Below are 13,826 nucleotides of genomic sequence, written 5' to 3'. Positions count from 1 at the left end.
AACGGGAACACATATTCTTATCTTCCATATTTTTTACTATCGTATGGAGAGAGAAGATTCAGACAACAATTATAATATATTAATCTAGTTTAGACGATAGAGGGGAGACGGGCAAATGAGTGATATTGTCGTCAGTACGAAGACTTTTGAATTGGAGTCCGAGTATACACCCCAGGGCGATCAGCCTCATGCCATAGATGAATTACTACAAGGCATCCGGCAGGGTAAGAAGCACCAGACGCTGCTGGGAGCGACAGGTACAGGGAAGACCTTTACTGTCGCGCAAGTTATTTCCAAATTAAATCGCCCCACGCTGGTTATTGCGCATAACAAGACACTGGCTGCCCAGCTGGCAAGTGAGTTTAAGGAGTTTTTCCCGAATAATTCGGTAGACTATTTCGTCAGCTACTACGACTATTACCAACCAGAGGCGTACATTCCCTCCTCCGATACTTATATTGAGAAAGATTCCAGTATTAACGAAGAGATTGATAAACTTCGCCACTCCGCGACAAGCTCCTTGTTCGAACGGCGTGACGTTATTATTGTAGCGAGTGTGTCTTGTATTTACGGTCTCGGTTCACCAATGGAATACGGAAGCTTGCTGTTGTCCTTGCGGGTTGGGATGGAGAAACCGCGCAATGAGATTCTGAGCAGACTGGTGGATATTCAATACCAGCGCAATGATATCAATTTTGTACGCGGAACATTCCGTGTACGTGGTGATGTGGTTGAAATCTTCCCGGCCTCTCAGGGTGAACATGCGATTCGCGTTGAATTGTTTGGCGATGAGATTGAGCGGATCACTGAAATTGATGTTTTAACGGGTGAATTGATCGGTGAACGCGACCATGTCGCCATTTTTCCGGCTTCTCACTTTGTTACCAAGGAAGAAACGATGCGTGTAGCAATAGTCAATATTGAACGGGAGCTGGAAGAGCGGCTGACCGTGCTTCGTGACGCAGGCAAGCTTCTGGAAGCGCAACGTCTGGAACAACGGACACGTTACGATATTGAGATGATGAAGGAAGTGGGTTTCTGTTCGGGGATCGAGAACTATTCCGGGCCGCTAACCTTCAGGGAGCCTGGAGCAACTCCATATACGTTAATGGATTATTTTCCTGATGATATGTTAATTGTCGTAGATGAATCCCATGTTACCCTTCCGCAAATTCGGGCGATGTATAACGGTGACCGGGCGCGTAAGACAGTGTTGGTAGAGCATGGTTTCCGTCTGCCTTCTGCACTGGATAACCGTCCGCTTCAGTTCGAAGAGTTCGAAGATAAAGTGAACCAGATCATTTACGTTTCCGCGACACCTGGACCTTATGAAATGGAACACTGCGAAACTATGGTGCAGCAGATTATCCGTCCGACTGGGCTATTGGATCCAATCATTGAGGTTCGTCCTACAGAAGGCCAGATCGATGATCTGATTAGCGAAATCCGTGACCGGGTTGAACGTGATGAACGTGTACTCGTTACCACTTTGACGAAGAAGATGTCGGAGGATCTGACAGACTACTTTAAGGAAATCGGTATTAAGGTTCGTTATATGCACTCTGACATCAAAACACTGGAACGGATGGCGATCTTGCGGGATCTTCGTCTCGGTACGTTCCATGTACTGGTAGGGATTAACCTCCTGAGAGAAGGTCTCGACTTACCGGAGGTATCTTTAGTTGCAATTCTCGATGCCGATAAAGAAGGGTTCCTTCGTTCCGAACGTTCACTAATTCAGACGATTGGCCGTGCGGCTCGTAACTCTGAGGGTCGTGTAATCATGTATGGTGATCGTATAACTGATTCGATGGAGAAAGCGATGAGCGAAACATCGCGCCGTCGCGCCATTCAGATTGCTCATAATGAGAAACATGGCATTACCCCAACCACCATTAATAAAAAAGTGCGTGACATCATCGAGGCGACGAAGGTTGCTGAGTCTAAAGCCGATTATCTCACAGGTGTTGGTGGCAAGATGAATAAGAAAGAAAAACAAAGTCTGATCCAGCGTCTGGAAGCTGAAATGAAGGACGCTGCCAAGAACCTGCAATTCGAACGCGCGGCAGAGCTACGCGACGCATTGCTGGAGCTTCGGGCTGAGTAATAAACTATTAATGTATCACCGATATTTAAAATAGGTATTGAACGGTGCTGTCCTAGACCGTTCTTTTTGAATCAATAGAGGGTCGCGTATCCCGCGATGTTTATGGCACTTATGCGTATCCCACAGGGACAGCACCATGCAATGCACTTGGCACTTATGCGTATCCCGCAGGGACAGCACCATGCAACGTCTATGACAGTTGCTTGTACCTGCTTTTAGGTAGTGCGAGAATGTCCAAGCGGTCCCGCAGGGATAAGCGCTCCGAGCGTCGTAGTCACTAAGTTACCTCCCACCATACTCCTTCTCCAGAAAATGCGGGTGTCCAGAGGGTGCAACCCTTGGGGCCCTCCCTTGGAAGGGAGGGTTTGGGAGGGATCGAAAGGCTTTGAAAGGGCTTTGAAAAGGCTTTGAGAATATCTTGAAATAAAGTTGAAATAGTTTTTTAAAGGAGAGGTTCCGTTGGCGAACGAAAATATTGTAATTAAAGGCGCGAGGGCGCACAATCTCAAAAACATCGATGTGACGATTCCACGTGACCGTTTCGTCGTGCTGACGGGACTGAGCGGCTCAGGTAAATCATCGCTTGCATTTGATACGATTTATGCTGAAGGACAACGGCGTTATGTTGAATCTTTGTCGGCTTATGCACGTCAGTTCTTGGGTCAAATGGAGAAACCAGATGTGGATTCGATTGATGGCTTGTCCCCGGCGATATCTATAGATCAGAAGACAACAAGCCGGAACCCACGCTCCACGGTAGGTACAGTTACGGAGATTTATGACTATTTGCGGTTGCTCTTTGCACGTATTGGTCATCCCCATTGCCCAGAGCATGGTATTGAGATTACCTCCCAGACCGTTGAACAGATGGTAGACCGGATTATGCAGTATCCCGAGAAAACTCGGTTGCAGATCCTGGCGCCAATCATTTCAGGACGTAAAGGTGAGCATAAAGGACTCTTCACAGATATCTCTAAGCAAGGCTTCGTACGTGTGCGTGTGGACGGGGAACTAAGAGATCTGTCTGAGGATATTGAACTAGAAAAGAATAAAAAACATACAATAGAAGTTGTGGTAGACCGGATCGTTGTTAAAGACGATGTGGAGACCCGGCTGACGGATTCACTGGAGACGGCGCTTAAGCTTTCGGGCGGTAAAATCCTTGTGGATATCATCGGCCAGGAAGAGCTGCTTTTCAGCTCTAACTTTGCTTGTCCAATTTGTGGTTTTAGTATTGAAGAGTTGGCACCACGGATGTTCTCTTTCAACAGTCCGTTTGGAGCTTGTACAGAGTGTGATGGACTTGGCATGAAGATGGTGGTCGATCCAGACCTGCTTATTCCTGATGCTGAGAAATCCATCGAAGAAGGTGCTTTTTTAGCTTGGACTGGAAGTACTTCTAATTACTATCCGCAATTCCTGAAGTCGGTTTGTGAACACTTTAAAATTCCACAGAACGTTCCGGTAAGCAGTCTGACACCTGATCATATGAATAAATTACTGAACGGTACAGGCAGTGAGAAGGTCCGCTTCCGTTATGAAAATGATTTCGGTCAAAAGAAAGATGCGATGGTTGCTTTTGAAGGGATTATACCTAACCTAGAGCGGCGTTACCGTGAAACTGCTTCGGATGGTATTCGTGAATTTATCGAAGGATTTATGAGTGCTAAGCCATGTCATGTATGTAAAGGTAAACGTCTGAAAAAAGAAATATTAGCTGTGACTATCAATGATCATAATATTTCTGATGTTACGGACCTTTCAATAGGAGACTGCCAGCATTGGTTTGAAGAGATAAAATTGAGCGAAAAAGAAACAGCCATCGCCAATCTCATTCTAAAAGAGATCTGCAATCGACTTGGATTCCTTGTGAATGTGGGCTTGGATTATTTGACGCTTAGCCGTGCGGCAGGTTCTCTTTCCGGTGGTGAGGCGCAGCGTATTCGGTTGGCTACTCAGATTGGTTCAAGTCTCATGGGTGTATTGTACATTCTGGATGAGCCAAGTATTGGCTTGCATCAACGGGACAATGATCGTCTGATCTCTACGCTTGCGCATATGCGCGATCTAGGTAACACGCTAATTGTTGTAGAGCATGATGAAGATACGATGATGGCAGCGGATTATATTATTGATATTGGTCCGGGCGCAGGTATTCATGGTGGACAAGTTATGGCTCAAGGGACGCCAGAAGAGATTATGAAAGATCCGAATTCATTAACGGGTGAATATTTAAGCGGACGTAAATTTATTCCGGTTACTGCTAAACGCCGTCCTACCGATGATCGCTGGGTAGAAATACGTGGTGCTAAAGAGAATAACCTGAAAAATGTGAATGTGAAGATTCCATTAGGTGTATTTACAGCGGTGACAGGTGTATCGGGTTCCGGTAAATCCTCGCTTATCAACGAGATTCTTTACAAGAGTTTGGCACGGCAGCTGAATAAGGCTGTGAAGGTGCGTCCTGGTCAGCATAAAGAAATTCGTGGACTAGAAAATCTCGATAAGGTTATTGAAATCGATCAGTCGCCAATCGGGCGGACACCGCGCTCCAACCCAGCAACTTATACAGGTGTATTCGATGACATCCGTGACCTATTCTCCAAGACAAATGAGGCTAAGGTACGTGGTTTCCAAAAGGGGCGCTTCAGCTTTAACGTAAAAGGCGGACGTTGTGAAGCTTGCCGTGGAGACGGGATTATTAAGATTGAGATGCACTTCTTGCCGGACGTATACGTCCCTTGCGAAGTATGTAAAGGCAAACGGTATAACCGGGAAACCCTAGAAGTGAAATATAAAGGCAAAAACATTTCAGATGTGTTAGAGATGACGGTAGAGGATGCAACAGAGTTTTTTGTAAATATCCCGCGTATCCATCGTAAAATGCAAACACTGATGGATGTAGGCCTTGGTTATATTAAGATTGGTCAACCGGGAACCACTTTATCCGGTGGTGAAGCACAGCGGGTAAAATTGGCTTCTGAGCTCTACCGTCGCAGTACGGGTAAAACACTTTATATTTTGGATGAGCCTACGACAGGTCTGCATGTAGATGACATTGGTCGTCTGCTTGAGGTATTGCATCGTTTGGTGGATTCCGGAGAATCGGTTCTTGTTATTGAACATAATCTGGATGTAATCAAGACAGCGGATTATATCATCGATATGGGACCGGAAGGTGGTAGCGGCGGTGGTACCGTTCTGGCAACAGGAACACCGGAGAAGATCATTACTGTCACAGAGTCTTACACAGGTAAGTATCTGAAGCCGGTTCTGATTCGTGATACAGAGCGGACCGAAGCGCTTATGCTTGAGACGGCGGAAACCCTCTAAATAAACAGAAAGTAATATAACCTATGTATAATAAGGCCTCGGTATCTTGCCGGGGCTTTTGTTGTAGGTTGTAAGCAATAATTTTTACAGGGGAAATATCTAACAAATAACAACGAACAGCTAACCTCGTCCTCTAGAATGGAGTCAAAGCCATTTGAGGTGTTGTAGGATTATCCGTAATTATACGAAAGATGGCTCATAGATATATGATGTGATTTTTCTAGCAAAAGTTATACGGATTCTATAGAAAAATGGATTTAATAATAGGCAAGGTAGGCATATGTAGGACATGTTCGTAGTAAGATTCAATGAGGAGTATTCTGTTGATAGGGTTAACGGGTAATTGATTAAAGTTAGGGTCAAAAGTTCCTTGAAAACCGAATAATTAATCATTCATATCACTCTATCAAATAACTGTTTGTTAGATTAGGGAAAACCTCCCTGAAAATCCGAGTTTTTAGATCATATAAGGTGAAATCCGGGAAAACATCCCCAATTATCGGGTGAATTTGCTCATATACCCGGTTTTCTAATGATTTTTAGGGAGGAATTCCCTGATAACCACAAAATGAACTGTTAATCGGACAATTTTAGGGAGAATTTCCCTAATTCTTTAAAAACCTAAATTTAGAGCCCGGAATGTTAAGTTCTAAGTTCTAAGTTCTAAGTTCTAAGTTCTAAGTTCTAAGTTCTAAGTTCTAAGTTCTGAATTTCAATTTCAATTCACTGCTCAATTTATTTCATCTCTAAAGCAGTTAATGGACTTTCTATTGTAACCTTCACGACGAAAGAGTTGACTGGGCTCACAGCACTTTTCACTATGTTGCACTCAATTGTCAGTGATCAATCTCATCAATATTACGGATTTTGCAGGGATAAAATATATTTTTTGCGACAAATACATAATTTTTCTACAAAACCTATTGCATCGCCCAAATGGTAGCGATAACATAGAAGGTGATATGGGGATTACTGGATCTTGCTTGACAACATTTTTGAGGAGGTAAGGTTATGCTGCTTGCAGAAGTTGCCGCGCAAGGACCGTCTAAATTTCATACCTTTGATGTGTTTATGATTTTATTTACCATCTTGATTTTGGTCGGGGTTGTTCGACTATTGAAAGCTCCCCAGAAGAACAAATTTGCCATTGGTTTTGGAGCCGTTAGTTTGCTGGTTTTTGTGATCTCTGACTATGCCATGGTGATGCATTGGTTAAGTTAATGAAAGAACTAAATTGAACAGCTTTGCACCAAAAGACTCCTTTAACGCCATGGGCGCATTGAAGGCGTCTTTTTTCAAATAATATAATGTAAAATTTATCCATGAGCAAAGAGAGGGTCTGGTGAGGAATGAGGAGTGTTGGGGAGAAGCTGGTGAAGAAAGGATTAGGTCTATTACTGTGCGGCGTAGTGCTGTCGGGAGTATGGAGTCAGTCGGTGTTTGCTTTTGATAGTACTAGTAAGGTGGTTAGTAAAGCAGCGGCAGAAGATCCGATACCTGGAATTATTAAAAGTATCACTCCTTCTGTTGTGGGCATTATCGGCAAAGACGAGAGTGGCGGGAATAGTGGCCCGGATGATCGGTACAATCTGACGCATGGCTCCGGCATCATTGTGAAATCGAACGGATGGATTGTAACCAATGCTCATGTAATCAAGGATCTGCAAAATGCCATAGTGGTCACTTCGGACTCCAAAACCTACAGTGTTAAAGAAACATATCTGGATGAAGTTAGTGATCTGGCGCTGATCAAAATCAATGCCACCCATTTAAAGCCCGCCAAGTTTATTCCAGCGAATAGCAAAACAGTGGTTGGGGAGAAGGTTATTGCTATCGGAACACCGATTAGCTTTTCTCTACGAAACTCAGCGACTGTAGGCGTTATAAGTGGTCTTAACCGTGAGGTAGATGCGGCTTATCGTCTTATCCAGAGTGACACTGCGATTAATCCCGGAAACAGCGGAGGGCCGCTTGTAAATATGAAAGGTGAGGTGCTGGGAATCAACAGCCTGAAATACTCAGCGGTGGGTGTGGAAAATATGGGGTTTTCGATTCCAGCGAATACTGTGCAGTATATTATGAACCAGCTTTTAAAATATGGTGAGGTACAGCATCCGAGTCTAGGGCTAGAACTGGAGGCAAGCTGGTCTACGATTGTGGGATTGCCAACGCTGGACCCTTTGTCCGTCACTAAGGTGGTATCTTCAGAAGCGCTCAAGTCAGGGGTTGCTGAAGGGGACGTCTTGTATAGCATCGACGGGCATCGTGTGGTCTCACTAGTTGATATTAATGAATTGTTCAAAAGCTACCTGCCGGGAGCAACTGTGCGGCTGGTTATGCAAAGCGATGGGGATATCGTCGTCCGTAAACTCGTGCTCACTCAAGGTGATCCGTTGTTAAGCGGAGATGATTATGAAACGGATGGGGACGAGCACGCGGAAGAGTGATTAGCAAACTGGAGAGGGGGACGGTAAATGGGCTTTAAAATTTTAAAACAAGGATTTTGTGCGATGCTGGCCTTATTACTGCTATTTTCTATATTACCCATACAAACAGCATTAGCTTCACAAGGAGATAAGCTACAGCTGAGTCTAAAAGTTGGTAGTACTTCAGCTACGGTGAATGGTAAGAAGGTGGCTATCGAGCGGCCTTATACGGAGAATGGAACGGTTATGGTCCCGCTTGGGGTTTTTAAAAAGACGTTTGGCAGCACTGTTTCCTTAGAGCAGAACAATGTTGTAAAAGTAACCTATGGTGCTCATTCAGGGGTGATGACGATTGGGAGTGATATCGCTTGGAAGAATGGGATCAAAGTTAAACTGGGCTCAGCGCCCCGGATGGTTTCAGATGTGCTGATGGTACCGCTACGCTTTGTAGCTGATGTGTTAGGTGCGACCCTCTCTCAAGGGAGTGGGGGTGAGCTAATGGTTACCCTAGTTCCTATAGACAACGAAGAAGATACGCCAGAGGATACTGGGATTGACAGCGATGTTGGTAAGACTCAAATTGGAAACAGTTATTTTCAATGGACACTGAATTATCCCTCTGGGCTGATTGCTGGAAATAGCGGTGGAGATGAAAGTGTGGCTACCTTTTCAAGTGCGGACAATCTATATTATGTGGAGATTCATGTAAGTGACCAGGCGGTTGCGGTGGATACGGATGGGCTGTTGGAACAGCTGGTTCGGGAGGTCGAGGCAGGTGGGGAGCTGATTTTGGATCGGGAGTCGTTCCCCAAAGCCGCGGTACCTTATGCTAGATTGATCAGTAAAGATTCCAGTGGAGCGCTCTGGGAAAGCAGACTGTTATATGCTGAAGGTCGACTCTACGAGATTTATTTGACGGATAACAAAGCAGTTAATTATAAGGATTTTGCTAAATATACAGGATTACTTAACTCTTTCCAGCCTTCTTTTGATACTAAAAGCAAAAAAATCCGTGATCTTTCTACGGTGAAAAGTGGATTGCGAGACGCGTATAATGAGGACTATGGGATTTCACTACAGGTTCCCGCAGATTGGAGTAAGGACGACCAGCATCTCTATTACGAGAGTAAGCAGGGAAGTCATCTGAGTGTGGCAGTTACCTCGGCACCTGCTGGTTCTACACTAGAGAGCTGGGCTGAAGATCTGAAAATGAAAACTAAAGAAAACTTTGTAGCGGATGCTTATATTCTGAAAGACAGCAACAAGTCGGAGATCTCGGGCGTATCCGCACAAATTAATGAGCTACAGCTAAATTACGGCAACGGTGTTACTACAGAATATCAAGCTCTCATACTCAAAAATGGGTATCGTTATTATTTTGAATATGTAACAGCTGCTGGGCAAGATGACGATAAGGCAAAATTCAAAGCCATCATATCCTCTATTGATATTGATTTTGCTCTGCTGAAGGAGAACTTCGGGCGACTCGCTAGTGATGATTATAAGACGCTCAAAAATAAGACACTAACCAAAGTATCCAAAACCTACGGTTATGCCATTGATATTCCAAGTTTATGGACACCTTATCAGGATATTTTTGAGACGCAGTCGATTGAATATCGGTTCAGCGGAGGACGTCTACAGATCAACTCAAAACCCGAGGGTTCAGTGGATTATACAGTTAATGTGCTCAAAGATGCTTATCAAAATAAAAATAATGATCCCAAAGGCCCTCGTATAGAAAGTGTAGTGGAGTCTACCATTGCGGATGTCCCTGCTACGATCATAACTGTACATCAAATCAAAAATGGCATCCCTCTTCGCAGTAAGCAGGTTGTGTTTGGTAAAAATGATGTGGTCTACACGATTACCGTTACGCTGAATGATGCCAATGCCACTGCAGAACAGCAGGCTCTATTAGACAAGACACTACAATCGTTTCGGTTCACAGGCAGCAATTAGTTAAAAGAGTACCAATGTCATAGTTGACACACGAATAGAAGCATGTAAATCAATCAGACGAAGAACGTCCCAGTTGCCGATTTGGCTTGGGGCGTTCTTTTTTTGTATAAAGGGGGAAAAGTAATGATTAATTCGGATTTTGAAAATGAACATCGGTTGTTACTAGAGCGACATTTGAGTCTCAGAACGGGCGAACGGAGAGGAAGATTACTTAGGGGGCACCAATACGCTGAGAAACTATTACTTAAAAATGTCTGGTGGCCACTATTCGGCAACTTAAAGCATTTGCATCCGGAATATGAGGTGTACGATTGGAATCGCAAGTCACAATTTCTTGATGTCGCTTTCCTCCCACCTTTTGGCCGGTTTGGATTGGAATGCGACGGATTTCAGAGCCATGTTAAAGATATGGATCGGGAGAGGTTCAGCTACTCTTTAAACTGAGAAACTTTTTTAACAGGTATGGGGTGGAAAATCATCCATTTTTCTTTTGATGATGTTCAGAACCGTCCTGAGATTTGCCGAATGCTACTTCAAACTGTTATTGGACCTTCCTTAATCCAGAAAAGTCCGGCGAATTATACCTCTCCCTTAGAAAGAGAGATTATACGATTAGCGTGGAATTTAGGAAAAGGGATTCGACCCAAGGATGTTATGAACCATTATGATGTTAATTTTCGTACTGCTCGTAAATGGTTGCAGAGTTTAGTGGATAAGGGATACCTGCGGCCTATTATAAAAAATACATATATTTGTTACTATGAACCGATAGAAGGGTTGTCGGAAGGGTTGTTTTAGGAGGTTTCGATCCAATGCTATCCAAGTTGGGCATAATGTGAATAACTAAAGGGTGGATTAGTGTATTTGATACAACATTTTATTGTATGTCACGGAATTCCTAGTGAATTGTTGTAAATGTTGCAACTTTTTGTACCGGTTGTCGATACTAGAGTGTGAGAATGATGCTTTATGTACAACATTTAGTTGTCGAAGCGCTGAATTGGGCAATAAAGTTGCATGTTCTACAACATTCATGGAGTAAAGAGCAAGAAGTCAGCTTCCTGACAGCATTATGACTTTTATTCTATATAAATGTTGGTAAACGCATAGCGCTCAAGTGTGATATTTGATACAATTATCAAGTTAATCAACTAGAAATGACCCGTCAAATGGCGGTTTGGGAGGATATAAATGAAAGAGCAACAAATACGCAGAGAAGACGTGGAGCTATTGGCACCGGCAGGTGATTGGGACTGCATGCGTGCAGCGGTAGCAAACGGAGCGGATGCTATCTTTTTTGGCGTAGAGAAGTTTAATGCACGGGCCAGAGCGAACAACTTTCGCATGGACGAGCTGTCGGAAATTATGGCGTTTTTGCATAGCTATGGTGTGAAGGGATTTTTGACCTTTAATATACTGGTTTTTGAAAATGAATTGTCTGATGCAAAAGAACTGATTGATGCATGCGTGGATGCTGGCGTAGACGCAGTAATTGTACAAGATTTAGGTTTGGTCAAAATGATCCGCGAAATCTCACCGGATTTCCCGATTCACGGATCGACACAGATGACCATTACTTCGCCGGAAGCGGTCGAGTTTACTAAACCTTTCAGTTTGGAACGTGTGGTATTAGGTCGTGAGAACAATTTGAAACAAATTCGTACGATCGGAGAGCAAGCCCGCTTACCGATGGAAGTATTCGTACACGGTGCTTTGTGTGTTTCCTACTCAGGTCAATGTCTGACCTCTGAAATGTGGGGCGGACGTTCAGCCAACCGCGGTGAATGTGCTCAGGCTTGCCGCTTGCCTTATGATCTGATGGTGGATGGTGAGGTAAAACCTATGGGAGACGTAACTTATTTGCTTTCTCCTAAGGACCTGGCAGCAATTGATCTAATGCCTGAACTGATCGAGGCGGGTGTGACTTCTTTTAAAATCGAAGGCCGCCTCAAAAGCCCGGAATATGTAGCGAATGTAGTTAGTAAGTATCGTAAAGCGATTGATCGGTATTTTGAAGGCGATCTGTCTAAACCTTCGAAGGAGGAGGTGCGCGAGCTGCAACAAAGCTTCTCCCGCGGGTTTACACATGGTTTCCTGGATGGAACGAACAATAAGAAACTGGTAGACGGGACTTTCCCAAAAAGCCGTGGTGTATATTTAGGGACGGTTGAGCAAATTCTGCGTGATGGAGTGGTCTGCCGTATTCATGCACCGCTTAAGCGTGGGGACGGAATTGTTTTTGACGCTGGGGATCCGACGAAAAAAGAAGAAGGCGGTCGTGTCTACGACCTCCGTCGTAAAGGTGTGAAGCTGGAAGGCGAAGCCGGAGAAGGCTGGATCATCGACATCGTAGCCGGTCGTAATGATGTGGATCTTCGTCGTCTAAATGTCGGTGACCGCATCTGGAAAACAAATGACCCTGCATTAGATAAGGCGCTGCGCCAGACTTATGAAACTGAAAAGCCGTACCGGGTATTTCCGGTACATGTTAGAGTGCAAGGCTGCGTCGGTGAGAAGCTGACGACTTGGTGGACGGACGTTCAGAAGAACGTTACCGTCCGTGTGGACTCGGAGCTCGCGCTGGAAGCCGCGCAAAAGCGTCCGATGGATACCGCGCTGCTGGAAGAACAATTCGGCCGCCTGGGCGGGACCGTGTTCCAGCTTGACGCGTTGGAGTCGCATCTGCAAGGCGACGTCATCGTCCCTATGCGCGAGCTGAACAGCATCCGCCGCCAAGCGGTGGAGCTGCTTGCGGGCGAGCGCCCGAAACCGCCCGTCTACGTGAAACGGGCGATCGAGGTTTACGGCGACGCCACCCACAAGGGCGTCGCTCCGCAGCGCGCTGGTGAAGCGGAGCTCACCGCGCTGTGCCGCAGCCTGCCGCAGGTGCAGGCTGCGCTCGAGGCCGGCGTGAGAAACATCTACGCCGACTTCGAGTTTATCAAGCAGTTCCCGGCAGCGGTAGATGCGGTACGGGCTGCAGGGGCCAGCATAGCGCTGGCCACGCCGCGCATTCATATGCCGGGCGAGAACGGCTACCACGCGAATATTCTTCGCTTGCAGCCGGATGCTGTGCTCGTGCGTAATACAGGCGCGTTATATTATTATCTGCGCCGCCGCCAGGAGCAGCCGGATGCTGTGCATCCACGCCTGATCGGTGATTTCTCACTGAATATCGCCAATCATAAAGCAGTGGATTTGTTCCTTGAGGCTGGCTGTGACATAGTAACGCCATCCTATGACTTGAACATTCAACAGATGGTTGATCTGCTTGAACACAGTGATACGTCCCGGATGGAGGTTGTTATTCATCAGCATTTGCCGATGTTCCATACTGAACACTGCGTGTACTGTACCTTTATGAGTGAAGGCACAGACTATACGAACTGTGGTCGTCCTTGTGAAGAGCACCGTGCTTCTTTGCAAGACCGTATTGGAATGTCACATCCAGTTCGTGTGGATGAAGGCTGCCGTAACACCGTCTATAACGCTGTTGAGCAGTCTGGTGCGGAGTATCTGAATAATTTCCGTGACCTAGGAGTATCTTCATACCGTGTGGAGTTCTTGGAAGAGACACCAGAGCAAGTGGCTGAGGTAATTAGCCTCTACAGCCGCGCTCTGCGTGGTGAAATCTCTGGTACACAGGTATGGAAGAGCCTAAAGGCTACTAACCAACTTGGTGTAACGCGTGGGCAATTGGTGAACGCGAAGTAATAAGAGTTAAGAGTTAAAGATAAGGGCTAAGTAACTACCAGGTAGATGCTGGTATTGCTTAGCCCTTTTTTCGGAATTGATCTCGTCCTCACCCTAATTTGCATATACTAAATAGTAGTATATTATAGGGTCAGCCAAGTATTTAAAATAGCAATAATTGATTATAATTCCTGCCCTCTTATTTCATTGGAATAGATATACAAATATAACAAACACTCTGACATAAATGTGCTGTAACTGCTATAATTGAAAGAAATATGCCATTTTAGGGTACTTACAGATAT

The 13,826-nt window shown here is 45.1% G+C and carries 6 protein-coding genes and 1 pseudogene; all 7 read left to right on the top strand.

What is annotated here, in order from left to right:
- Positions 1-115: 115 nt before the first annotated feature.
- Positions 116-2,107 (top strand): excinuclease ABC subunit UvrB, encoded by a 1,992-nt coding sequence (uvrB, locus tag NST94_RS27295; RefSeq protein ID WP_036678623.1) that lies wholly within the window; start codon positions 116-118, stop codon positions 2,105-2,107.
- Positions 2,108-2,566: 459 nt separating this feature from the next.
- Positions 2,567-5,440, top strand: coding sequence for an excinuclease ABC subunit UvrA (gene uvrA / locus NST94_RS27290; RefSeq protein ID WP_076137311.1), 2,874 nt, complete (start codon positions 2,567-2,569; stop codon positions 5,438-5,440).
- 1,011 nt (positions 5,441-6,451) lie between these two features.
- Positions 6,452-6,661, top strand: a complete 210-nt coding sequence (locus NST94_RS27285) for a DUF2759 family protein (protein WP_036678627.1) — start codon at positions 6,452-6,454, stop codon at positions 6,659-6,661.
- Positions 6,662-6,837: 176 nt separating this feature from the next.
- On the top strand, positions 6,838-7,887 hold the full coding sequence (locus NST94_RS27280; protein ID WP_249267658.1) for a trypsin-like peptidase domain-containing protein: 1,050 nt from the start codon (positions 6,838-6,840) through the stop codon (positions 7,885-7,887).
- 27 nt (positions 7,888-7,914) lie between these two features.
- Positions 7,915-9,828, top strand: a complete 1,914-nt coding sequence (locus NST94_RS27275; protein ID WP_339281472.1) for a stalk domain-containing protein — start codon at positions 7,915-7,917, stop codon at positions 9,826-9,828.
- 123 nt (positions 9,829-9,951) lie between these two features.
- A pseudogene (locus tag NST94_RS27270) lies at positions 9,952-10,626 on the top strand (hypothetical protein).
- 393 nt (positions 10,627-11,019) lie between these two features.
- Complete coding sequence (locus tag NST94_RS27265) at positions 11,020-13,542, top strand: U32 family peptidase (RefSeq protein ID WP_076276879.1); 2,523 nt, start codon at positions 11,020-11,022, stop codon at positions 13,540-13,542.
- The last annotated feature ends 284 nt before the right edge of the window (positions 13,543-13,826 follow it).

This window comes from Paenibacillus sp. FSL H8-0282 (assembly GCF_037963825.1).
Taxonomy (GTDB): domain Bacteria; phylum Bacillota; class Bacilli; order Paenibacillales; family Paenibacillaceae; genus Paenibacillus_AQ; species Paenibacillus_AQ odorifer.
This window is presented reverse-complemented; position numbering and strand designations above follow the sequence as displayed.